Origin of the sequence: Asticcacaulis sp. DW145, assembly GCF_037101385.1 — a bacterium.
GTDB classification, from domain to species: Bacteria; Pseudomonadota; Alphaproteobacteria; order Caulobacterales; family Caulobacteraceae; genus Asticcacaulis; species Asticcacaulis currens.
Genome location: NZ_AP029024.1, coordinates 1,451,066 through 1,472,708, shown reverse-complemented (window position 1 = coordinate 1,472,708; position 21,643 = coordinate 1,451,066). Strand labels below are relative to the sequence as shown.

22 protein-coding genes are annotated in these 21,643 nt (G+C 61.5%); 14 read left to right on the top strand and 8 right to left on the bottom strand.

Annotated elements, in window-relative coordinates; all coding sequences use genetic code 11:
• Window positions 1–149: 149 nt before the first annotated feature.
• From AACH73_RS06775 to AACH73_RS06750, 6 genes are all read left to right on the top strand, one after another.
• Window positions 150–1,463 carry a DcaP family trimeric outer membrane transporter gene (locus AACH73_RS06775; protein ID WP_338734397.1) on the top strand — a complete coding sequence of 438 codons (1,314 nt, stop codon included), beginning with the start codon at window positions 150–152 and terminating at the stop codon, window positions 1,461–1,463.
• 71 nt (window positions 1,464–1,534) lie between these two features.
• Window positions 1,535–2,827, top strand: coding sequence for a nucleoside transporter C-terminal domain-containing protein (locus AACH73_RS06770; protein WP_338734396.1), 1,293 nt, complete (start codon window positions 1,535–1,537; stop codon window positions 2,825–2,827).
• A 254-nt stretch (window positions 2,828–3,081) separates the two neighbouring features.
• On the top strand, window positions 3,082–3,453 hold the full coding sequence (locus tag AACH73_RS06765; protein WP_338734395.1) for a hypothetical protein: 372 nt from the start codon (window positions 3,082–3,084) through the stop codon (window positions 3,451–3,453).
• A 114-nt stretch (window positions 3,454–3,567) separates the two neighbouring features.
• Window positions 3,568–3,972, top strand: a complete 405-nt coding sequence (locus AACH73_RS06760; RefSeq protein WP_338734394.1) for a hypothetical protein — start codon at window positions 3,568–3,570, stop codon at window positions 3,970–3,972.
• A 73-nt stretch (window positions 3,973–4,045) separates the two neighbouring features.
• Complete coding sequence (locus AACH73_RS06755) at window positions 4,046–4,276, top strand: alkylphosphonate utilization protein (protein ID WP_013478955.1); 231 nt, start codon at window positions 4,046–4,048, stop codon at window positions 4,274–4,276.
• Between the two features lie 83 nt (window positions 4,277–4,359).
• Window positions 4,360–5,136, top strand: a complete 777-nt coding sequence (locus tag AACH73_RS06750) for a hypothetical protein (RefSeq protein WP_338734390.1) — start codon at window positions 4,360–4,362, stop codon at window positions 5,134–5,136.
• Between the two features lie 43 nt (window positions 5,137–5,179).
• Here AACH73_RS06750 and AACH73_RS06745 read toward each other — a convergent pair whose 3' ends face one another.
• Window positions 5,180–6,622 carry a catalase gene (locus AACH73_RS06745; RefSeq protein ID WP_338734389.1) on the bottom strand — a complete coding sequence of 481 codons (1,443 nt, stop codon included), beginning with the start codon at window positions 6,620–6,622 and terminating at the stop codon, window positions 5,180–5,182.
• A gap of 296 nt (window positions 6,623–6,918) precedes the next feature.
• Between AACH73_RS06745 and AACH73_RS06740 the strand changes: the two genes are divergently transcribed.
• The gene (locus AACH73_RS06740) at window positions 6,919–7,812 is read left to right on the top strand and encodes a DMT family transporter (protein ID WP_338734388.1); all 894 of its coding nucleotides are present in this window, start codon (window positions 6,919–6,921) and stop codon (window positions 7,810–7,812) included.
• 89 nt (window positions 7,813–7,901) lie between these two features.
• Here AACH73_RS06740 and hemN read toward each other — a convergent pair whose 3' ends face one another.
• The 7 genes from hemN to AACH73_RS06705 all read right to left on the bottom strand — a co-directional run bounded on the left by hemN (window position 7,902) and on the right by AACH73_RS06705 (window position 13,829).
• Entirely contained in the window at window positions 7,902–9,239 is a 1,338-nt protein-coding gene (gene hemN / locus AACH73_RS06735) for an oxygen-independent coproporphyrinogen III oxidase (RefSeq protein ID WP_338735720.1), read from the bottom strand.
• A 203-nt stretch (window positions 9,240–9,442) separates the two neighbouring features.
• Window positions 9,443–10,051 carry a hypothetical protein gene (locus tag AACH73_RS06730; RefSeq protein ID WP_272742184.1) on the bottom strand — a complete coding sequence of 203 codons (609 nt, stop codon included), beginning with the start codon at window positions 10,049–10,051 and terminating at the stop codon, window positions 9,443–9,445.
• Between the two features lie 17 nt (window positions 10,052–10,068).
• Window positions 10,069–11,376: a M48 family metalloprotease gene (locus AACH73_RS06725; protein WP_338734386.1), complete on the bottom strand. Its 1,308-nt coding sequence runs from the start codon at window positions 11,374–11,376 to the stop codon at window positions 10,069–10,071.
• Window positions 11,376–12,104: a hypothetical protein gene (locus tag AACH73_RS06720; RefSeq protein WP_338734384.1), complete on the bottom strand. Its 729-nt coding sequence runs from the start codon at window positions 12,102–12,104 to the stop codon at window positions 11,376–11,378. The genes AACH73_RS06725 and AACH73_RS06720 overlap by 1 nt, the downstream gene beginning before the upstream one ends.
• Before the next feature lie 161 nt (window positions 12,105–12,265).
• Window positions 12,266–13,204 carry an alpha/beta hydrolase gene (locus AACH73_RS06715; RefSeq protein ID WP_338734382.1) on the bottom strand — a complete coding sequence of 313 codons (939 nt, stop codon included), beginning with the start codon at window positions 13,202–13,204 and terminating at the stop codon, window positions 12,266–12,268.
• Window positions 13,205–13,230: 26 nt separating this feature from the next.
• Window positions 13,231–13,443 (bottom strand): helix-turn-helix transcriptional regulator, encoded by a 213-nt coding sequence (locus AACH73_RS06710; protein WP_272742180.1) that lies wholly within the window; start codon window positions 13,441–13,443, stop codon window positions 13,231–13,233.
• On the bottom strand, window positions 13,440–13,829 hold the full coding sequence (locus tag AACH73_RS06705; protein WP_272742179.1) for a hypothetical protein: 390 nt from the start codon (window positions 13,827–13,829) through the stop codon (window positions 13,440–13,442). The genes AACH73_RS06710 and AACH73_RS06705 overlap by 4 nt, the downstream gene beginning before the upstream one ends.
• Before the next feature lie 187 nt (window positions 13,830–14,016).
• Here AACH73_RS06705 and AACH73_RS06700 point away from each other — a divergent pair, with 187 nt between their 5' ends.
• From AACH73_RS06700 to AACH73_RS06670, 7 genes are all read left to right on the top strand, one after another.
• Complete coding sequence (locus AACH73_RS06700; RefSeq protein WP_338734381.1) at window positions 14,017–14,646, top strand: TetR/AcrR family transcriptional regulator; 630 nt, start codon at window positions 14,017–14,019, stop codon at window positions 14,644–14,646.
• Complete coding sequence (locus AACH73_RS06695) at window positions 14,643–15,578, top strand: HlyD family efflux transporter periplasmic adaptor subunit (RefSeq protein WP_338734380.1); 936 nt, start codon at window positions 14,643–14,645, stop codon at window positions 15,576–15,578. The genes AACH73_RS06700 and AACH73_RS06695 overlap by 4 nt, the downstream gene beginning before the upstream one ends.
• A 182-nt stretch (window positions 15,579–15,760) precedes the next feature.
• Window positions 15,761–16,678: an ABC transporter ATP-binding protein gene (locus AACH73_RS06690; protein WP_338734379.1), complete on the top strand. Its 918-nt coding sequence runs from the start codon at window positions 15,761–15,763 to the stop codon at window positions 16,676–16,678.
• Window positions 16,679–16,769: 91 nt separating this feature from the next.
• Entirely contained in the window at window positions 16,770–17,900 is a 1,131-nt protein-coding gene (locus tag AACH73_RS06685) for an ABC transporter permease (protein WP_338734377.1), read from the top strand.
• A 222-nt stretch (window positions 17,901–18,122) separates the two neighbouring features.
• Complete coding sequence (locus AACH73_RS06680) at window positions 18,123–19,736, top strand: methyl-accepting chemotaxis protein (protein WP_338734375.1); 1,614 nt, start codon at window positions 18,123–18,125, stop codon at window positions 19,734–19,736.
• Between the two features lie 132 nt (window positions 19,737–19,868).
• Window positions 19,869–20,498, top strand: a complete 630-nt coding sequence (pgsA, locus tag AACH73_RS06675; protein WP_338734374.1) for a CDP-diacylglycerol--glycerol-3-phosphate 3-phosphatidyltransferase — start codon at window positions 19,869–19,871, stop codon at window positions 20,496–20,498.
• 467 nt (window positions 20,499–20,965) lie between these two features.
• Window positions 20,966–21,622: a flagellar basal body-associated FliL family protein gene (locus AACH73_RS06670; protein ID WP_272742172.1), complete on the top strand. Its 657-nt coding sequence runs from the start codon at window positions 20,966–20,968 to the stop codon at window positions 21,620–21,622.
• Window positions 21,623–21,643: the final 21 nt, after the last annotated feature.

Genomic DNA, 21,643 nt, shown 5'->3' with positions numbered 1-21,643 from the left:
ACCTTCATTCGACCAAGGTCTTAACGACCAAGGTCGGGGGCCGTCTCGACCAAGGTCGCCCTTCAATTCCGGCCCCTTCGGTCTGATCCTCTGTCTCACCGCTGCCCATGCAAAACACAATAAGGGCAAACAAAAGCGGGGAGGTTCACATGCGATATACCCTGATCGGCCTGACCTCTGCGGTCGGGCTGGCGCTGGCGGCTGGCTCCGTCAGCGCGCAACAGACCGCGCCGTCTGAGGCGGCGGCGCTCGAACAGAGGCTGGCGGCGATGGAGGGCGAGATGAGCCGCCTGCGCGCCGAACTGGCCGGGCTGAAGGCGGAAAAGGCCACGCCGCCCAGCCCAACCCAACAGACTACCCCCGTCCAGACCTCCGGACCTGCCGTGCGTTTCGGCGGTTTTATCAAGACCAATGCTTTGTTCAGCCGATACGATTCCGGCGATCTGGCTTCCGGATCGCTGGGGCGCGACTTCTACCTGCCGTCGCAGATTCCGGTAGGCGGCGTCCGCGAACACAGCGACGCCGATTTCATCGCCAAGCAGACCCGGCTGACGGTGTCGATGGACAGCGGTTCGGGCTTAATCGGCTATGTCGAGGCTGATTTCCAGACCACGCCCGGCGGTGGCAGCGAACGCACCACCAATGGCTATAATCTGGCGCTGCGTCGCGCCTATATCACCTATGGCCGCTGGCTGTTCGGGCAGGACTGGACGACGTTTCAGAACGTCGCCGCCCTGCCGGAAAGCACGGACTTTGTCGGCCCCACGGAAGGCACGGTCTTCGTGCGTCAGCCGCAGGTGCGTTACACGTTGCCGCTGGGGGCGGGTTACAGCTTGGCCGTGGCGCTGGAAAACCCGGAAACGGCGTCGATTACGCCCACCGCCGCGACCCTGATAGAAAACGACGACGACCGCCTGCCCGATGTGACGGCGCGTCTCAGCCTTAAAAAGCCCTATGGCGATTTCGCGGTGGCCGTTCTGGCGCGACAACTGGCCGTCGATAATGGCGCGGTGGGGGCCACCGCGTCGGGCTACGGGCTCAGCCTGTCGGGCAAGGTGCCGTTCGGTACGAAGTCGCGTCATGATCTGCGCTTTATGCTGACCGGCGGGGAAGGGATCGGGCGCTATGTCGGGCTCAACTTCGCGCCTGATGTCGTCTATGCCGGGACGCAGGGCGCGAAGATGGAGGCAGTCGGCATCACCTCTGGCTTTGCGGCGGTGAAACTGGGCTGGACGCCGCGCCTGCGTTCGACCTTCGCGGCGTCGTTCCTGAGCGCCGACTATCCGGCAGGCAGCCCGGCTCTGGCGTCGAAATCGGCACAAAGTCTGGCCGCCAACCTGTTTTTCACGCCGGTTAGAGGGCTCGATCTCGGTATCGAACTGCGCACGGGTAAACGCGAACTGTTGAATGGACAGAGCGGACGGCTGGACCGCCTCGAACTGGCGGCGAAATACGCCTATTGAGTTGGGGTGCATTGACCCCGGCCCGCTGCGGTGCTTAGGCTCAGCCCTTCGTTTTTGCCCTGAGTATCCGCATGGCCGCTTCTGCCTCCGCCTCCCTGTCCCTGCCGTCCGCCACGGATCTGTCGTCCAATTTGACCAGTAACCACTGCCTGATCGGCATAGGCGGCATTGTCACCCTGCTGCTGATCGCGTTTCTGGTGTCGGCGGATCGCAAGGCCATTCGGCTGCGCATGGTGGTGTGCGCCTTTGCGCTTCAGGTGCTGATCGGCGTGCTGGTCCTGCACACAAGCTGGGGCAAGGCGGGGGTGCAGGCCATCGCGCACGGCGTCGAAGCCCTGATGGGCTATTCCAAAGGCGCCATTGACATGCTGTTCGGCGGGCTGGTCACTGTGCCGGGCGGGGCGGGCTTTGCCATCAATGTGCTGCCGGTGATCGTCTTTTTCGCCGCGCTCGCCTCGGTGCTTTATTACCTGAAAATCATGCAGTTGATCATCAAGGTGATCGGCGGGGGCCTGGGCTTTATCATCGGCATCAGCCGCGTTGAAGCGCTGGCGGCGGCGGCCAATGTGCTGGTCGGGCAAAGCGAATCGCCGCTGGTCGTGCGGCCCTATCTGGCGGGCCTGAGCAAGGCGCAGTTGTTTGCCATCATGGCCTCGGGCATGGCCGGTGTGGCGGGCACCATTCTGGCCGCCTATGCGCAGATCGGCATCAAGATCGACTACCTGCTGGCCGCCAGCTTCATGTCGGCCCCCGGCGGGTTGCTGATGGCCAAGATCATCATTCCCGATCCCAAAGGGGCGGTGATCCATTCGCCTGAACCGATCATGGAAGACGCCGACCACCACCCCAAAAGCCTGCTGGCGGCCATTTCCGACGGCGTGCAGGACGGTCTGAAAATCGCCATTTCGGTGGGCGGCATGGTGCTGGCCTTTGTGGCCCTGATCGCGCTGGTCAACGGCATTCTGGGTGGTATAGGCGGTCTGTTCGGCTATCCGGACGTGACGCTTCAGGGGATGCTGGGCTTTGTCTTCGCGCCGGTCATGTTTCTGATCAATATTCCGTGGAACGAGGCCGTGGCGGCCGGCGGCCTGTTCGGCGAAAAGCTGATCATGAATGAATTTGTCGCCTATCTGCACCTGATGGAAGAGAGCGGGCAGCTCTCGGCGCGTTCGACCGCCATTATGAGCTTTGCCCTGTGCGGCTTCGCCAATCTGTCGTCCATCGCCATCCAACTGGCGGTGATCGGCGGTCTGGCTCCCAATCAGCGTGATATGATCGTCAAGCTGGGGCCGAGGGCGCTTCTCGCGGCCACTCTGGCCAATCTGATGAACGCGGCGATAGCAGGGTTGTTGCTGTTCCATTAGGCCGCTTCTGCGGCAACGGCATGCCGTGCGCGTCGATATTGCCGAATTGCGCGTGGGTTACCTTGCCAAAACCCAAACCATCAGCCATCACTGAGCCCTGAGCAAGGCGGGGCTGAAAGGTCAGGGCTTTCAATGCGATGCTCGCATCATGGCGGATGGAAGCGCTTAAAACGCAAAAGCGAAGGCCACTAATGCGTCGAACGCGATCTGACCACCCGCTTCGCCTTGAGTAAAGCCAGCCATGGATGACTATAATGATCAAATCGTCTTCATTTGTGCTTCTGGCCTTAATGGTTTCTGGTTGCGCCGATATTCCAGACACAAAAGAACGTGCAATAAAACAGGTCGAAAACGAGGCCGCTCAGACCTTCAAAGACCCAGAGAGCGCGCAGTTTAAAAACGTAACCGCCTCGCCGCTCGACGACACGTTCATCGTCTGTGGTGAGATTAGCGGACGCAACGCCTTAGGAGCCTATTCTGGCTTTTCCCGGTTTATCGGTGTGCCAGATCAAAAAGATTCCCTTCTGATGGAAGACAGCGAGGTGATACCGGCAAGCCACTTTCAAAGTCTGTACGACGATTGCAAGGCCGGGACGTTTCGCAGACAGCCAACGAGACTGGAATAATCTCCCGACAAATATGCGGAATTTATAAATGGCCGATAAGGCTGTTATTTCGCTCGATTTTTATTCGGTTTACTCTGGCGGTTCAGACACCCTTGATGCCGCTGGATTGTTACGATGCGTTTTGCCCTCTGTCTCCTGTCGCTTGTGCTTGTGGCCTGTTCGCCCAAGCCTGACACCTCATCCCCCACCGAAGCGGAGGCCTCGGCCTCCAGCGCCGCCTCGACCAGCGCGTCGAAAGCCGCCGATGTTGCCGCTGGCTATGTCGGGCGCTGGACCGGGCCGGAAGGTACCTCGCTTGAGGTCGTAGCGCGTCAGCACGATTACGAGGTGACGCTGAGCGGTACGAGCACACCGGGCGTCTTTACGGGGACGGTCAATGGCAATGCCATGCAGATCGAGCGCAACGGCGAAACCCAGCTCATCCGTCATACGACCGGGGCCAAAACCGGCGTCAAATATCTGGCGGACAAGTTGGATTGCGTCTCGGTTTCCAACGGCGAAGGCTATTGCCGGGATTAATTTCCATACCTGTATTGTGGAAATGAGGGTGATCGGTTAGGCAGGGCGCCACTGAAGTTACAGGAGCCCCGCCATGTCCGATGAAGAACTGATCGTAAAGGATGCCAATGGCGCACGTCTGGCGGATGGCGACAACGTCACCCTGATCAAGGACCTTAAGGTCAAGGGGTCGGGCGGTGTGACGCTCAAGCGCGGCACGCTGATCAAGAATATCCGCCTGACCTATGACGAAGACGAAATCGAGTGCAACCACGAGAAGGTGCGCGGCCTTGTCCTGCGCACCGAGTTCGTCAAAAAGGCCTGATCTCCCTTTCGTGATAGCAAGGGCGTGAACGTAATCTCTCTGGCCAGCGTATAAACAGCATATCCACCAAAAGAGAGAGTCATATGGCCCGCACCCTCACCTCTACAGACTCCGTCAGTACCGGTCGTGTGCCAGCGGCCGGTTGGCTGCTGTTGCTGCTCGGTGTGGCGCAGATTTTCAGCGGTCAGGTGCCGGAGTGGCTGGGCATTGGCCGCAGCGTTGCCGAACAGTCGGCCCTGACCTCGCACCCTCTGGTGCCGCTGGGGCCGGCCTTTGCCATCTGGGGCGTCATCTATCTGTGGGCGCTGGTCGGCGCGGTGTGGGCCATCCGTCACGCCGACACTGAAGCGTTGAAGGTCGCCTGGCCGCATACGGCGGTGATCTGGTTGCTGAATACGGTGTGGTCGATCTGGGTGCCCATCCACGGCATCGACTGGGTGAGCTTTGCCATCATCACCGTCTCGCTCACCGCAGGCCTTACCGGGCTGATGCGCCTGAAACGGCTGAGCCTCAGTAAGAGCGAAACGGGTTTTGTTGTGGCTCCTCTGGCTCTGGTCACCGGCTGGATTTCGGCAGCGACGGTGGTCAACTTTACCTCGGCACTGGTGGCGGCAGGCCTGACGCCCGACCCGCGTCAGGTCATGGTGTCACTGGGCTTCCTGCTGGGCCTGATTGCTTTTGCGGGCATCATGCTGCGCCTGACGCGTTCGCGCATTTATGCCATGCCGCTGGTCTGGGCGCTGGGCTGGATCGCGGCGGCCAATGTGCAGCGTCAGGATGAGCCGCTGATGGCCTTTACGGCGGTTATCGGCATTGGCCTGTTGCTGGCTCTGGCCCTGACGGTCAGGCGTCGTGTTTAAGCAATAGCCCCGTCAGGTGAACTGACGGGGCTCTCGGCGCTGTTTATTTGTTGCTTTTCAGCGCCGCCCGGACACCCTCGGCGTAGTCCGGGTGGATGCGTTCGAAGTGGGTGAGGGCGCGCTCGACGATGACGTCGGGTACGCCGGTCATGGAGGCGGCGATGTTCGCAAACAGTCGCGCCTTCTGACCGTCGTCGAACAGGTTGAACAGGGCGCGCGGCTGGCTGTAGTCGTCATTGCCGTCGCGGTGGTCGTACCGGTCGGCGTCGCCTGAGATGCGCAAAGGCGGTTCGCGGTATTGCGGGGCTTCGGCGGGGCCGCCGAAGCTGTTGGGTTCGTAATAGGCGTCCGGGTTCGACTGGAAATTGTCGAAAAAGCGCATCGAGCCGTCGCGGTGATAATGGTTCACCGGGCATTTCGGCGCATTGACCGGCAGGGCCTCATAGTGCGTCCCCAGACGGTAGCGGTGGGCGTCGGCATAGGCAAACAGCCGCGCCTGCAACACCTTGTCCGGCGAAAAACCGATGCCAGGCACGATGTTGGATGGCGAAAAGGCCGCCTGCTCGATTTCAGCGAAGTAGTTGGAGGCGTTGCGGTTCAGCTCGATGACGCCGACGTCGATCAGCGGATAATCGCTGTGCGGCCACACCTTGGTCAGGTCGAACGGGTTGTAGGGCGTGGTGTCGGCCTCCAGTTCCGGCATGATCTGCACCTTGACGTCCCACTTCGGGTACTGATGCGCCTCGATGGCCCCGAACAAAGCCTCCTGATAGGTTTCGCGCGACTGCCCGATCACATCGGCGGCCTGGGCATTGGTGTAATGGGCGTGGCCCTGACGGGTCTTGAAGTGGAACTTGACCCAGAAGCGCTCACCATCCGCATTGAGGAAGCTGTAGGTGTGCGAACCGAAGCCGTCCATGTGCATGGGATCGGTGGGGATGCCGCGATCGGACATCAGTATGGTCACCTGATGCAGGGCTTCGGGAGATAAAGACCAGAAGTCCCAGGCGGCGGTCGAGGAACGCAGGTTGGTGCGCGGGTGGCGCTTCTGCGTGTGGATGAAGTCCGGGAATTTCAGCGGGTCACGGATGAAGAAGACCGGCGTATTGTTGCCGACGAGGTCCCAGTTGCCTTCGGAGGTGTAGAATTTGAGGGCAAAGCCGCGCACATCGCGCTCGGCATCGGCGGCCCCCAACTCTCCGGCCACGGTCGAAAAGCGCGCCAGCAGCGGCGTGGTGGCCCCCAGCGCGAACACCTTGGCGCGGGTGTATTTCGAGATGTCGTGCGTGACGGTGAAGGTGCCGAACGCGCCCCAGCCCTTGGCGTGGACGACGCGCTCCGGGATGCGCTCACGGTTCTGATGCGCCAGCTTTTCAATGAGCTGATAGTCCTGCATCAGAAGCGGCCCGCGCGGCCCGGCGCTCAGGCTGTTCTGATTGTCCGCCACCGGCGCGCCCGCGCTGGTGGTCATGGTTTTACCGTGCATTACGGGGCACTTGCTCTCGCTCATCATCTTGTCTTTCCTAAGCCTTCTGCCCTCTTTGGGACGTAGGGCGACTATGACGAAGCTACGGGAATAAATGAAATAGATAGTCTTTGAATTTTGAATAAGAAAAACTTTAGCGCGGGTGAGTGCCCTGCTGACGGGAACTGGCAGGATAGATACGGTGAATGGCACCCTCGCCACTGGACGTGCGATCGTTTCCACCGCAAGAGACGGGACGCTTGTTCGATGCGTTGCATACATCCTCCCCTGCGAAGTGGGGGGGATTTGAGGTATTTATGTCTGTTGCCAGCCTGATCCGTCTGTTGTCTCTGGCCGCCATCTGGGGCGGGTCGTTCCTGTTCATGCGCCTGAGCGTCGGGGCGCTGGGGCCGGTATGGCTGATCGCGATTCGGGTGCTGCTGGCCGCGGTGTTTCTGACCGGCGTGGGTACTGCGACGCGCCAGACGCTACAGATCAAGGGGTTTTACAAATATTTCCTGATCCTTGGCCTGTTCAATTCGGCGGTGCCCTTCGTACTGTTTGCCTTTGCAGCCGAGAGCCTGACGGCCTCTCTGCTGTCGATCCTCAACGCCATGTCGCCTCTGTTCGCCGTCATCATCATGGCGGTATGGTCGCGGCGCATACCCGATATAAAGACGGTGTGTGGTCTGTTGCTGGGGGTGGCGGGGGTCGGTGTGCTGGTCGGGCTTGATGCCACGCACCTCAGCGTGCGTGAAGCCATAGCGCTACTGGCGGGGCTGGTTGCGGCCCTGTGCTACGCCATTGCCTCGGTTTATGCCCGTCACGCGCCGCGCACGCCAGATCCGTTGTCGAATGCCCACGGCGGCATGTGGGCTTCGGTCGTGCTGATCGCGCCCTTTGTACCGGTCTTTGCCCCCTCAACGGCGCAACTGATGACGCTGACGCCTGTGGTGGTCGCCGGTGTGGTGGCGCTGGGCGTCGTGTGCAGCGGTATCGCCTATATGATCTATTTCCGCCTGATCAATGACATAGGCGCGGCCCCCGCCCTGACCGTCACCTTCCTGATCCCGGTCTTTGGCACGCTATGGGGCTGGCTGTTCCTGCACGAGGCGGTGGGCCTGAGCACACTGATCGGCGGGGCGCTTGTCCTGTGGGGTACGGCGCTGGTGGTCGGGTTCGACCCGCGCGCCCTGTTTAGAGCGAAATGATTTCTCCTGGACTCATTCCGTTCAAGCCGCCATTGAGGCGGTGGCCAAGGTGGCGAAGCCACCGCCCGGCGACGGGCTAAACAAAAATCTCAGGCGACCTTGGAGTAACGGTTCGGCGCTTCGGATTGCCGCGCATAGGTGTCGAAGGCGCAGGCGACATTGCGCGCCAGCATCTTCAGCGGCGAATGGAAGCGCACACGGCGGTATTCGACGCTCACCAGACCCGCCGCCACAAAGTCGGACAGCCCGGCTATATCGGCATCGAGATAGTCCGCCGCATAGCCATGGCGTTCCAGTATGGCCGGAATATCGGCTTCGAAATAGCACATCAGGTCGCTGATCACCGCCTTGCGCAGCGTGTCATCGCCCTGATAGGCCCAGCCGCGCACCGTGGCCCAGTCGCCGGCCAGAATGCGGTTCTGATAGGTGGTCGATTGCGGGATATTCTGCATGATGCCGCCGTCCAGTTCCCCGATGGACGAGGCTCCCAGCCCCAGCAGATAGTCATTGGGCAGGGTCGAATAGCCCATAAAGTTGCGACGCAGCGTCCGCGCCTCAAACGCCCGCGACATCTCGTCGTCCGGCTTGGCGAAGTGGTCGATGCCGATGGCGCGGTAGCCGTGCGACGTCAGATAGTCCGACAAACGCAGGAACATGGCCACCTTCTCTTCGGTGCCGGGCAGGCGGGCTTCATCGATCAGGGTCTGGTGCTTTTTCACCCACGGCACATGGGCGTAGGAGAAGGCCGAGATGCGGTCGGGGTCCAGTTCGGACACGTGGGCGAGGGTGGTGTCGAGGCTGTTCAAAGTCTGGCCCGGCAGGCCATAGACCAGATCAATGCCGATGCGATTGAGGCCATTGTCGCGTAGGTGGCCCATCACCGTCTTGACCTGCTCCAGCGGCTGGATGCGGTTGATGGCGGCCTGCACGACGGGATCGGTGTCCTGAATGCCGAGAGACACGCGGTTGAAGCCGAAGGCGGCATAGGCCTTGATCTTGCTGAGCGTAACGCGGCGCGGGTCCAGTTCGATGGCGATTTCGGCGTCGGGCTGCAGGTCGAACGCCTCATGCAGGGCCTCAAAAAGGCGTCCCATATCAGTGGGTTTGAGCATGGAGGGCGAGCCGCCGCCGAAGTGCACGCTGTGCACCGCCGGGCGGAAGCCCAGATGCGCACCGACCATCTGAATTTCGGCGACCAGCGCCCCGACATAGGCCTCGACTGGCGCGTATTTCAGCGTCGCGCGCGTATTGCAGCCGCAGAAATGGCACATCTGCTCGCAGAAGGGGATGTGCAGATAGAGGGCAATGGGCTGATCCGGACGCAGGGACGACAGCCAGCCCTTATAGGTCTCCGGCGTCAGGGCCCCGAAATGATGCGCCGACGGATAAGAGGTGTAACGCGGGGCTTCGCGGCCCATAAAGCGCATCACATCGTGCTCTTGCCACGATTTCTCTGGCCAGGATTTTTGAGCAAAAGACGGGGGGGGAAATGCGGTGTCGGGCATGAGCAGCGTCCTGAAGCGGTACGGTCTGCTCTTACGCCGGTTTGCCCCTAGGCTTTATGTGGTTTTTCGTCGCAGCTTGCGAACTCTACCTCCCGGCCTCAGGCGGGGAGGTATGAGAAGGCACGTTACGGCAGTTTGGCGCTGTCCATCGTCGCCAGCACGTCTTTCAGACTGGCGTCGTAATAGTGTTCGGCCGGGGCGATATAGACAATGTAGTAGCCAAGGCCGCCCTTGGAGGCGGCCTGCGCCACGCCGCGCAGCAGCAGGCCTTCCGAGGTCTTGGCGGTAATGTCGAAACGCACGGCGCGCTGACCGTTCAGATCGACCGGTTTGGGTGCCGAAGCCTCGACCTTCTGATAATCGAGGGCAGCCAGCGAGTTGGTGACAAACTCGATCTGTTCCGAATAGGACATATTGGCCTTGCCGCGCGGAGCAGGGGCGTTTTTGTTGTCGCCCTTGGTCGGGTGGACCATCAGCGGGTCGGCAGCGCTCAGCCCTTCGGAGACAAACAGGCGATTGAGGCCCGGCCCGTCGATCGACAGGATTTTGACCTTCTTGGCGCGGCTGTAATAGAGCGGCGAGATGTCGGACCAGTCGCGGCTGAGGCTTACGCTGTATCCCGTTCCGACGGCCAGAGCCCCCTTGGGGGCCAGGGTCGCGCCGCCACAACCGGCCAGAAGCGCGGCCGCAAGCGTGGCGGCAGCGATGGTTTTCAGAGCGGTGAATTTACGCATGAGTGTCCCCCGATAAATCAGTTCTTGGCAGGTGCAGGCGGCGGGGCTGCGGGTGCAGGCGCCGTCTTCAGGCCGTTAAGCAGGTCTTCGACCATCCAGGCGTCTTCCGCCTGAGGATAGGTCCTGAGATAGGTTTCGTAAGCCGCGATGGCTTCCTGCGTGCGGCCCATGCGGCGATAGACCTCACCCAGTTGCCGGCGGGTTTCCCGCGGCGCGTCGGGCAGGGCGGCGGCGTCGCTATAGGCATTGGCGGCGGCCAGCAGGTCCTGAGAGCCGAGATTGTCCTTGGCCCGCAGGCGATAGGCCTCACCGGCATAGAAGGTGAGCAGGCCGCGATCGAGGCCGTCCTGCTGGAGTTCACCGATCAGGAACAGGGTCTGGCCGTAGTCCTGACGGCGCAGATCGTCTTTCAGCCAGCGCCCGAGATAGGGGCGGATGTGGGTGCGATAGGCGGCGCGCTTCTCTTTTTGCACCTCATCGGAGTCGCCCTTGACTTTGAACCCTTCGGCCTGCTGGCTGAGGGCATCGACGCGCTCGCTTTCCAGCGGGTGCGAGCCGAAGACATTGATGCGTCCGCCGCGTTTGCGCGTGCGCTCATAGTCCGACGCCTTGGTCTCGTCGATCAGATAGGTCCAGATGCGCACCGAGGCATAGGGATCGTAACCGGCCTTCAGCGCATAGCTATTGCCGAAGCGGTCGGCCTCGCTCTCATTGTCGCGCGAATAGGCGAAGTAGGAGGCGATGGCCCCCAGATAAACCGCGTCGATCAGCCCGCCCGTCAGGTTCGATATGTCGCGGGCCGCCGAATAGCTGCCCGCATTGGCGGCGGCTCCGGCCCCAATGATGGCGATGACCATGCCGGCAGCGGCGGCGGCGTTCTGGTTCGATTTGACCGTCTCAAACGCTGCCGTCGAATGGTTGTGACGGTAATGGGCAAATTCGTGCCCCAGAACGAAGGCCACCTCATCCTCGGTCTGGGCCCGCAGCAGAAGGCCGCTCCACACCTCGGTATAGCCATTGGGGGCCATGGACGCGTTGAAGAAGGGGCGATCCATCACATAGAGGCGCAGGTCGCCTTTGTAATCTCCGGCCACCCGGTCCAGCACGCTGCGCACATAGGCATTGAGCGCTTCATCATGATTGCGTTCCCCGGAAGTGCGGGCGTCGCGTTCGGCTTTTTTGGTCTCTTCCCAGATGGAAAATTCCAGCGTTCCGGCCACAGGCGTCTGGCCCGGCTGGCGCTCCGGATATTTGTCGGCGGCCACGACCGGTTGCGCGGCCGTCATCAGCAGCGCGCCCGTGAGAGCTGTGAGCGCGCGGCGCATCAGAGCGGCAGGTCCTTGAACAGTTTTTCGACCGCCGCCGTCGCCCCTTCGGCTTCGCGGATGTCGGTGCCAGAGGCCACCATGTTGAACTGATACCACACGATCTGACCGGTATCGAGATCGACCAGTGTGGACTGAAGGCCCTGACCGCCGAACTGCATCGGCCCGCCCAGAAGCGCCATGCCGACGTTCAGCGCCGCCTTGGCCGAGCTTTGATAGCTGCCTTTACAATTCAGGAACAGGGCATAGCGCGGTGCCTTATCCGCCATTGCGGCGGGGACCAGCGTGCGCGCCCCGGTGCCCAGCGTCCAGTCGAATGTGGTCTTGGTCGGCAGGCGCAGCATGGGTAACTGCTGCCAGGCGATGGCCGACACCACCTCGTCGTTCAGCTTCAGCATCTGAAGGGCGCGCGGGTCTTCGTAGGTATCGAGCGCCACTTCGCTGACGGCGTATTTTTTGGCTTTGAGAGCGGCGGTCAAGGCGGCCGACAGGTGCCCCTGCGCCGCCTTCGACCAGTCCGAACGCGGCTCCTGAACGCCGCCGGCGGTCAGAAGGGACAGGCTGACTTCGGGGGTGACGATCAGAAGCGGCGCGCCTTCGGCGGGCTTGTCGATCTTGACGAAGGATTTGATCGTTTCGGCCTTGGCCGCGACCGGGACGACGGCCGGAGACAGCGCGCAAACGCTCAGGACGGCGAGCGCAGCCGCCGCAAACAGGTGCTTTTTCATCTGGATTCCTCCCCCCGAAGGCAAATAGAGCCAGCCCGGACCTTGGGCCAATCAATCATGAGTGTCACAATTGCAAGCACAAACGCTAAACGAAAACGGACAGCTTCGCAAGCGGCCATCCGTCTTGAAAAAATTTTCAACTACAAGGCGTTGTGCCTGTTCTATTTTTGCAGCGCCGCTTCCAGCGCCTCGGCAAAGGCCTGCGGCTGATCGTACATGATGAAGTGGCGACTGTCTTCGATGCCGACGATGCGGAGCTTGGGCGTGCCCTTATATTGCTGCTCGTAAAAGCCGTAGGTCTGCGGAGCCGTAAACGGCATGGAGGCGTGGTGCGGGACAAGGACCGTCACCGGAGCCGTGATCTTCGTAAGCTCAGGACGCAGATCCAGGGTCATGTCGTCATAGAAGGCCTGAGCCGAGACGCGGCGGTCGCTCAGTGCCGTCCACAGGGCGATGCGGCGTGGGTTGCGTTCGGCGTCGGTGGTAGCCGCCGCCAGAGCGGCGCGGGCGGCGTCCTGCTGCGCCTTATAGGTGGCGTCATCGACGTTCCGCATGGCGTCGCGCATCCGGGCGGCCTGCGGGGCGATCGTATCGACCGTGGCGACCGGGTTGAACAGCACGCCGATAAAGGGCAGGGCATCGACGACGACCAGCTTCGACAGGGCCTGCGGGTGGCTTGTGGCCAGCTTGAGCCCCATCAGCCCGCCCAGCGAATGACCCACCACGATGGGGTCTTTCAGCTTGTTTTGCACGATATAGGCGTTCAGCGCCTCGACGGACGGGGTGATGACCGGGCCCTCGGCATTGCCGGCGGCGGGCTCACCGGCAAAGCCTGCGATGTGCAGCAGGTGCAGGCGATAGCGACCTTTGAGGCGTTCGGCCGTGGCCTCCCACACCTCGCGGGAGCAGTTGAGGCCGGGGATAAGGATCAGGTCGGGGCCCGTGCCCACCACCTCAACCGAAAAACGCGCCGTGGGGGCATCAGGGAAAGGGGTGGCGGCCTTCACGCCCGACGCGCAGGCGATAACAATGGCGAAGGCGATGGTCAGCCAGAAGACAAGGCCGGGGCGCGAACGCGCGCAGGGGCTGCGTTTGAACATGGTGTTTTCCTTTGTAAATCTGAGCCTTATTCGCCTGTGTTCAGGCGGTGCGGATTTTCAAAAATCGCTTCGACGGCAAGGTCGAAAATGGCGGCGATGCGATAGGCCAGATCGAGCGACGGATCATGTTTGTCGGACTCGATGGCGATAACGGCCTGCCGTGAGACGGTGAGGCGGGCGGCCAGATCGGCCTGGGTCAGACCGGCCTCGGTGCGCAATTCTTTCAGACGGTTTTTCATTTCACGGTGCGGATGAAGGCGCAGGTGACGCCGTAGCAGGCCCAGAACAGGGCATAGACGAGGTAGAGCGGCATGATCTCTAATTCAGCGAAGTTTTCGACAAAGCCAATAGCTGTGCAGATAAACAGGGTCAGTCCGGTGGCAACGATGAACCGCTTGCTCAGAAGAAGGCGGAAATATTCATCGACCCGATCCAGAAAACGCAGGGCCGTGAAGATGGTGCCGCCAATGGGCAGGGCGGGCAGCACGGCCAGTCCATACAGCAGCGGACCGGTCGGGTGATTGGCCTTGATATACAGAATCGCGCCGATGAGCAGGCCGGCATAGAGCGCCATCCAGACCATCATGTGGATCGTGTATTCGGTGGCAGGGTTTTTCAGAGTCATGGGTGTCGTCCTTGAGGCAGATAAAAGGACATCTGGCCGGATGTAAGGTGTAGCTTACATCGCAAAAATGTAATGTCAACCTGACATGAAGAAAAAATGTCAGGTTTGTATTACATGTCAATCTGTCGCGGTTGTCGAAGCGCGAACGCCGTGATATTAAGTACTGACCAGTCAGTCAGTAACGCCCATGCCCGACCTTCTGCCCAAAAAAAGAGTGCGCCTGTCGCCCGATGTCCGCCGTGACGCCCTGTTGCAGGCGGCGCACGACCTGTTCAGCCGTCACGGCTATGCCGATACGCGCATGGACGATGTGGCGGCGGCGGCGGGCGTGTCCAAAGGCACGGTCTATCTCTATTTCCCCACCAAGGAAGCACTGTTCGAGGCCCTGTTGCGGCGCGACGTGCTGCCGCGCGTCGGACGCATCCTGTTTGTGCTCAACCATTATAACGGCCCGGTGGGCTGGCTGTTGAAGCGGGTGGCGCACTTCATCGGCGGCAAGATCGACGCCGGTACCGTGCCCCTCTATCCCAAGCTGCTGGTCCGCGAAGCCTCGCGCTTTCCTGAACTGGCGCGCTTTTATCATGAAGAGGTGATCACGCCGGTTCTGGGGGCGCTCGAAGACCTGTTCCGGCGCGCCATAGGCCGCGGCGAACTGCGGGCGGGGGATGCGAAGCTCTACGCCCATCTGTTTATCGCCCCGATGGTCAAGGCGGCCCTGTGGTACTTCACCTTCGGTGAGATCAGCGCCCCGGCGGTCAAGGCGCGCCCCTATCTGAAGGCCCATGTCGAGACGTTTCTGAGAGGAGTGAGGCCATGAGCCGTCGTTGTGCGCTTTTGTGTCTGCCGCTAGTGCTAAGTGCCTGTGCCCGCGAAGAGGCCGGGCACTATACGGGCTATGTCGAGGCGCAGTCGGTGGCGGTGGCCGCGCCGCAGTCCGGCTGGCTGACGCAGGTCTATGTCGATGACGGGGCGGCGGTCAGCGAAGGCCAGCCCCTGTTTACGCTCGATGCGACGCAGCAACAGCAGGCCTTGAGCGGCGCCGAGAGCCAGAGGCGGGCCGCCGAAGCGACCGCGAGCGACCTCAGCAAGGGCGCGCGCGAGGTGGATATCGCGCCCCTGCTGAAAGAACGCGATCAGGCGCGCGCTTCGCTCGACCTCGCCCGTTCCGAAGAGGCGCGCTACGCCAGGCTGGCACCGCAGGGCTATGTCTCTCAGGCCAAACTCGATCAGTTGAAAGCGACGCGGCAGGCGGCGGAGGCCAATGTTGCTGCCATTGAGCGCAATATCGAGGCGCGGCGTCAGGCGGCGCGCACGGATCAACTGGCCGCCGCTCAGGCACAGGCGCAGGCCGCCGGGGCCGAGGCCGCTCAGGCGCAATGGGTGCTGGACGAACGGGCGGTGAATGCGCGCCTCAGCGGGCAGGTCGAGCGGCGTCTGCGCGAGGCCGGGGAATTTGTCGCGGCGGGCACGCCGGTGCTGAGCGTCTATCCCAAGGGGCGAGAATTTGTGCGCTTTTACGTGCCGCAGGGCGATCTGCCTAAAATCAAGGTCGGGCAGTCGATCCGCCTATCCTGCGATGGCTGTCAGGCGCAGACGGCGAAGGTGCGCTACGTGTCGCCGGAGGCCGAGTTCACACCGCCGGTCATCTATTCGGTGCGCGAGCGCAAGAAACTGGTCTTTCTAATCGAGGCGACGCCGCAAAAACCCAACGCGCTCAAGGCCGGTCAGCCGGTGGATGTGGCCTTATGAAGACGGGCAATTCCCAAGTTTCAGTAAGTCAGCGAGGTACAAGAGATAAGGGCCTTTCTCCCTCCCTGCGCAGCGGGGAGGGGGGACCGCGAAGCGGTGGGAGGGGCAAACCGCGCCTATACGCCCCCCTTTGTGGGCGACTGCGCACTGACACCGCCTCCGTAAACCGGGGAGAATAAAGGATGACCGACCTTGCCATTGACGTGCACGGCCTGACCAAGCGCTTCGGCGATCGCGTGGCGGTCGATAATGTCGCCATCCGTATGCCCAAAGGGCAGGTCTGGGGCTTTCTGGGGCCGAACGGGTCGGGCAAGACCACCACGATCCGCATGTTGTGCGGCCTGCTTAAACCCGATGCGGGACAGGGCACCTGCCTCGGCTACGACCTCATCGCCGACAGCCGCCAGATCAAGCGACAGGTCGGCTATATGACGCAGAAATTCTCCTTCTGGGAGGATCTGTCGATCCGCGAGAATCTGGAGTTCGTGGCGCGGCTTTATGAGTTGAAGAATATAAAACAAGTCGTTGATCAGACGCTGGAAACGCTTGGCCTGAGCAGCCGTCAGAAGCAACTGGCCGGCACGCTTTCGGGCGGCTGGAAGCAAAGGCTGGCGCTGGCCGCCTGCACCCTGCACAACCCCGCCATGCTGCTGCTGGATGAGCCGACGGCGGGCGTCGATCCGCAGGCGCGCCGCGACTTCTGGGACCAGATTCACCGGCTGGCCGCCGAAGGCCTGACCGTGCTGGTTTCGACCCACTACATGGACGAGGCCGAGCGCTGCGACGAGATCGTCTATATCGCCTATGGTCAGTTGATGACGCAGGGGCCGGTCAGCCGCATCATCGACGAGAGCGGTTTGCACACATGGGTGGCCGAAGGGCCCGGTGTACGGGCGCTGGCCGACCGTCTGCGTGGCCGCGACGGGGCTGAACACGTGGCCTATTTCGGCTCGGCCCTGCACGTGTCCGACAGCGACGCCGCCAAACTCGACGCCCTGATCGCCAGTGAAGGCGGGGCGGGCACGCAGTGGCGACGCGAACGCCCCAGCCTTGAGGACGTCTTCATCAATCTCATGAGTCAGGCGGAGGATAAATCATGAAAAAAGACCCTGTGTTTGCCGCTCCGCCTTTCTATTCCATGTTTTGTCCTCTTTTCCTCACGGAAAAAGCGGACGGGGCGGAAGACAAATCATGATCGCCCCGCTGAAACGCATCCTCGCCATACTGGCCAAGGAATTTATCCAGATGCGGCGTGACCGCATGACTTTCGGCATGATGATCATGGTGCCGATCATCCAGTTGACCCTGTTCGGTTTTGCCATCAATTCCGATCCGCGCCACCTGCCGACCGCCGTCTATCTGGAGGAAACCAGCCCTACCGTGCGGTCCATCGTTGCCGCCATGCGCCAATCGACCTATTTCGACATCAAACAGCAGGTGTTCGACCCGGCGGAGGCCGATCGCCTGCTGCAAAACGGCGAGGTCGCCTTTGTTGTCGAGGTGCCGTCGGGCTTTACGCGCGGCCTGTTGCGCGGCGACCGGCCCCAACTGCTGCTGTCGGCGGACGCCTCTGACCCTTCGGCCGCGTCCGGGGCGGTAGGGCAGATGAACGAGATTGTGCGGCGGGCTCTCAATGAAAGTCTGGGGCGCGGCTGGTCCAGCTTGCAAGGGCAACCGCCTCTGGTCGATGTGGTGGTCCATCGCCGCTATAATCCCGAAGGCATCACCCAGTACAATATCGTGCCGGGGCTTCTGGGCGTCATCCTGACCATGACCATGATCATGATTACCTCCATGGCCATGACGCGCGAGCGCGAGCGGGGCACGCTGGAGAATCTTCTGGCCATGCCGGCGCGCCCGTGGGAGGTGATGGTGGGCAAGATCACCCCTTATGTCGGGGTGGGACTGATCCAGACCGGTATCGTGTTGCTGGCTTCGACCTTCGTGTTCGGTGTGCCGTTTCTGGGCTCGCCATGGCTGCTTCTGGCCTGTGTCGGCCTGTTTATCATCGCCAATCTGGCCGTCGGGTTCACCTTCTCAACCATTGCCCGCACCCAGATGCAGGCCATGCAGATGACCTTCTTCTTCTTCCTGCCGTCGATCCTGTTGTCGGGATTTATGTTTCCCTTCCGTGGGATGCCCGACTGGGCACAGTGGATTGGTTCGGTCTTTCCGCTGACCCACTTTCTGCGCGCCGTGCGGGGCATCATGCTTAAGGGGGCCGACGCAACAGCCGTCTGGCACAACATCTGGCCGCTGCTGATCTTCATCACGGTGGCCAGCTCTATCGCGCTCAAGCGTTACCGGGTGACGCTGGATTGATACCCAAGAGGTATTGAAAATGACCCTTGGGTATGCCTTTCGAGACTGTCTCATCTTTTCGAGACACATGAGACAGTCTCGAGTTTTCAACGGCCGGAGCCGGTCAGCCTTTTCGGCCGTTGGTGTAAGGATGAATTTTTTTATATGCGGCGCAAAATTTACTCAAATTAACCGTTAGAGTCGTAAAACGCTCCTTAGTTTTTTTTCAGAACGAGGCGGAAGATGACGGTTCAGGGTATCAAGCCCCTGCGCGACGGCGTGCTGGCGGGCGCATTGGTATTTGGTGTGGCGCTGGTGGCGTCGCTGGCGGTCTATATGACGGCGCAGCACGGCATGAAGACCGAGATCCGCGACAACCTTGTTGGCCTGTCCAATCAGGCGGCGGTGCTGCTGGATACGGAAACCCTGGCGACCTTCAAGTCGGGTACGGACAAGGCCGGGGTTGATTATCAGAAGGTCGCCGCGCCCTTTCAGAAGCTCGTCAATGCCGACAAGCGGCTGGCCTATATCTACGCCATGGTCGAGCGCGACGGTAAGATCTATTTCGTCATGGACGTGCAGCCCACCGGCAGCAAAGGCGAGCCTTCCGCCGTAATGGAAGAATATGCCGATGCGTCGCCCGCCCTGCATCAGGCCTTCCGCGACCGCAAGGGTGCCACCGAAAGCGAACCGGTAAGTGACAAGTGGGGCACCTTTCTGTCGGGCTATGCGCCCTATACCAATGCCTCCGGCCAATTTGCCGGCATGGTCGGGGTGGACATTACGCTGAAAGAATATGAGGCCAGCCTCAACCGCATCCGTCTGGCTCTGGTCATCGGTCTGGGGCTGGCGGCCCTGTGCGCGGCGGGGGTCGGCCTCGGCGTCTATCGGGCACGTCAGGTCATGGCCCGCTCGCGGCAGGCCGCCGCCGAGCAGGCACAGCGCATCAGCGACATGGAGCGCCAGCGTCAGGAAACCGAGGCGCACGAGGCCGAACGCGCGGCCCAGCTACGCCGCCGCACGCTGAATGCCCTGGCCGACGAACTGGAAGCCTCGGTGACGACGGTGGTTAGCGAGGTGGTCTCGGCCACGGCCCTGCTGAAAGGCGAGGCCGATAACGTCACTCACATCGCGCAGGACACCAAGACGCGCACCCATCGCGTTTCGGGCATTTCGCAGAACGCCGCCTCCAACTCGGCTCAGGTGGCCGCCGCGGCCGAAGAACTGACGGCCTCCATCGCCGCCATCCGCGAACAGGCCGAGCACGCCGCCGCCGTGGTGCGCGTGGCGTCGGACAAGGGCGATACGGCCAAGTCGGTGATTCAACGCCTGAGCGAATCGTCGGGGCGTATCGGTGATGTGGTCGGGCTGATCAACACCATTGCCGGTCAGATCAACCTCCTGTCGCTCAACGCCACCATCGAGGCGGCGCGCGCCGGTGAGGCGGGCCGCGGCTTTGCGGTGGTGGCCTCTGAGGTCAAGGCCCTGTCCAATCAGGTGTCGAAGGCCCTGGGCGATATTTCGGCGCTGGTCGGAGCCATTCAGTCCGAAACCCAGTTGTCGGTTGAGGCGATGAACGACATCCTGCGCACCATTGCCGAGATCGAGGCGGGCACTGGCGTCATCGCCGAGGCCGTCGGTCAGCAATCGCAGGTGACGGCGGAAATTTCGCATACCATCCACGCCACGGCGGCCGGGGCGCGCGAAATCGCCGACAATATGCAAAACGTCACCGACTCGGCGGAAAACACCGGCCTGACGGCGCAGAAGGTCGCCGGGGCAAGCGTTGCCTTGCAGGGCCGCGCCCGCGAACTGAGCGACAAGGTGGACGGTTTCGTGCGTCAGATTCGTGCCTGAGGCACGGCGCAGGAGGGAAAAGGCCCGCGGCGGTTTCGTCCGACGGGCTTTTTCCTTTGAGATTTGGCGTCAGAAGTGCCAAACAGTGCGCCGGTAAAAAGCCAAGGCCGATAAAAACCCAAGGTATCTGTGATGACGAACGAACAGGTCAACCCCATCCCCAACATACTGACGGCCACCCGTCTGGTGCTGGGGATTGCCATGTTTGTGCTGATGGCGGTGTCGGCTGACGCCATTCCGATGGTGTCGGTCTTGCCGGACATGATCTTCGGGCTGCAACGCTGGGCCTTCTATCTGTTCGTTCTGGCCGCCGCGACCGACTATTTCGACGGCTATCTGGCGCGTCGGCTGAATGCCGTTTCGGTCTGGGGCTCGATCCTCGATCCCATCGCGGACAAGATTCTGGTCTGCGGCACGCTTCTGGGCCTGTTCGCCATGCACACGGGCGACCCCATCTTCGTGCTGCCCGGCGCGATCATCCTTTTCCGTGAATTCGCCGTCTCATCCCTGCGTGAAGCCACCGCCGGGCGCAGCCTGTCCCTGCCGGTGACCCTGCTGTCGAAGTGGAAGACCGCCATTCAGATGACGTCGCTGGGGGCTTTGCTGATTACCGAAAGCTGGGCCGCCTTTGGTTTGGAAAAGCTGCTGCCTCTGTGGTACGATCCCTTCTTCACCATCGCCTATCTGGCCCTGTGGTTCGCCGCCCTGGCCTCAATCTGGACGGGCATTACCTACTTTATCCAAACGCGCCGCCAACTCTAAGAGATGCCCGGAATTAGAAGGCTTACCCGGTTTGTTGAAGGTTTGGCCTTGGTGGAAGGCGCTGATAAAGAAGCGCCTTCGGCAATTTATCGAAATACAGCGGGTGAGGCCCTATTTACGATAGATCAACTGGGCATCAGGGTCCATGCAACGGACAGGCCAATTGCCTATTCGGAAATCATATCTGTCCTCTGTAACCAAGGATCAAAGGTCGATTTTTTCGATGGAGCTGTAACCCTCGTTATGAGGGATGGGGAGGACGTACAGCTTTTCATCGACACGGGCAGAGGTCAATTCGCCGATATCTTTCCGATCTTTGCCTTTATCCGGCACAAGGTCGATTGCGCCAGATAGTCAGCCATCGGTCTCCCGCGAAAAGTTAATGCGCAAACCGTAATTCCAAACGCTTCGTTAACCATGTTTTGAGAGGCTTAGAGCCTGTATGGACTCATGGTGTCGGGCGGGCAATGGCCAAGAAAGAGAAACCCAAGAAGGAAGAGGCGCCGCCGGTTGACGGTGCCGAAGGCGAAGAGGGCGAAGCCCCAAAGAAAAAAGGCCTGCCGATCATGCTGATCGCCATTGCCGGCGGTGCCGTGGTGCTGCTGGGCGGAGGCGGAGCTGCGGCCTATTTCCTGTTCCTGAAGCCCAAGCCGGCTGCCGAAGCCGGTGCGCATGGCGAAGAGGCCAAGGGCGGCCATGGCGAGGAAAAGAAGAAGGATGACGGCCACGGCAAGAAGAAGGAAGAGAAGGGCGGCCACGGCGGCGGCGGTGAAAAGGTCGATCCCAAGACCCAGCCGGTGATTGCCGAAGGGCCCGACGGCATCACCTACTTCACCCTGCCCGACACGCTGGCCAATATCCAGACAACCGACGGCAAATCCACCTATCTCAAGCTGAAGCTCACCTTCGAGGTGGCCGATCAGGAGACGGTGGACCTGCTCAATGAGAGCCTGCCGCGCATCGACGATGTGCTTCAGGGCTTTTTGCGCGAACTGCGCCCGGAGGATGTGACCGGATCGCAGGGCAGTTATCAGTTGCGGCTGGAGATCCTGCGCCGCGTCAATCTGGTGCTGGCCCCGCACAAGATCAATGCGGTGCTGATTGAAGAGATGCTGATTACCTGAATCAGGGTAACAGCAGGTTTC

Coding starts and splice junctions, on each gene's coding strand:
- AACH73_RS06775 (WP_338734397.1), top strand. CDS start 150: ATGCGATATACCCTGATCGGCCTGACCTCTGCGGTCGGGCTGGCGCTG.
- AACH73_RS06770 (WP_338734396.1), top strand. CDS start 1,535: ATGGCCGCTTCTGCCTCCGCCTCCCTGTCCCTGCCGTCCGCCACGGAT.
- AACH73_RS06765 (WP_338734395.1), top strand. CDS start 3,082: ATGATCAAATCGTCTTCATTTGTGCTTCTGGCCTTAATGGTTTCTGGT.
- AACH73_RS06760 (WP_338734394.1), top strand. CDS start 3,568: ATGCGTTTTGCCCTCTGTCTCCTGTCGCTTGTGCTTGTGGCCTGTTCG.
- AACH73_RS06755 (WP_013478955.1), top strand. CDS start 4,046: ATGTCCGATGAAGAACTGATCGTAAAGGATGCCAATGGCGCACGTCTG.
- AACH73_RS06750 (WP_338734390.1), top strand. CDS start 4,360: ATGGCCCGCACCCTCACCTCTACAGACTCCGTCAGTACCGGTCGTGTG.
- AACH73_RS06745 (WP_338734389.1), bottom strand. CDS start 6,622: ATGCACGGTAAAACCATGACCACCAGCGCGGGCGCGCCGGTGGCGGAC.
- AACH73_RS06740 (WP_338734388.1), top strand. CDS start 6,919: ATGTCTGTTGCCAGCCTGATCCGTCTGTTGTCTCTGGCCGCCATCTGG.
- hemN (WP_338735720.1), bottom strand. CDS start 9,239: ATGCGCTTTATGGGCCGCGAAGCCCCGCGTTACACCTCTTATCCGTCG.
- AACH73_RS06730 (WP_272742184.1), bottom strand. CDS start 10,051: ATGCGTAAATTCACCGCTCTGAAAACCATCGCTGCCGCCACGCTTGCG.
- AACH73_RS06725 (WP_338734386.1), bottom strand. CDS start 11,376: ATGCGCCGCGCGCTCACAGCTCTCACGGGCGCGCTGCTGATGACGGCC.
- AACH73_RS06720 (WP_338734384.1), bottom strand. CDS start 12,104: ATGAAAAAGCACCTGTTTGCGGCGGCTGCGCTCGCCGTCCTGAGCGTT.
- AACH73_RS06715 (WP_338734382.1), bottom strand. CDS start 13,204: ATGTTCAAACGCAGCCCCTGCGCGCGTTCGCGCCCCGGCCTTGTCTTC.
- AACH73_RS06710 (WP_272742180.1), bottom strand. CDS start 13,443: ATGAAAAACCGTCTGAAAGAATTGCGCACCGAGGCCGGTCTGACCCAG.
- AACH73_RS06705 (WP_272742179.1), bottom strand. CDS start 13,829: ATGACTCTGAAAAACCCTGCCACCGAATACACGATCCACATGATGGTC.
- AACH73_RS06700 (WP_338734381.1), top strand. CDS start 14,017: ATGCCCGACCTTCTGCCCAAAAAAAGAGTGCGCCTGTCGCCCGATGTC.
- AACH73_RS06695 (WP_338734380.1), top strand. CDS start 14,643: ATGAGCCGTCGTTGTGCGCTTTTGTGTCTGCCGCTAGTGCTAAGTGCC.
- AACH73_RS06690 (WP_338734379.1), top strand. CDS start 15,761: ATGACCGACCTTGCCATTGACGTGCACGGCCTGACCAAGCGCTTCGGC.
- AACH73_RS06685 (WP_338734377.1), top strand. CDS start 16,770: ATGATCGCCCCGCTGAAACGCATCCTCGCCATACTGGCCAAGGAATTT.
- AACH73_RS06680 (WP_338734375.1), top strand. CDS start 18,123: ATGACGGTTCAGGGTATCAAGCCCCTGCGCGACGGCGTGCTGGCGGGC.
- pgsA (WP_338734374.1), top strand. CDS start 19,869: ATGACGAACGAACAGGTCAACCCCATCCCCAACATACTGACGGCCACC.
- AACH73_RS06670 (WP_272742172.1), top strand. CDS start 20,966: ATGGCCAAGAAAGAGAAACCCAAGAAGGAAGAGGCGCCGCCGGTTGAC.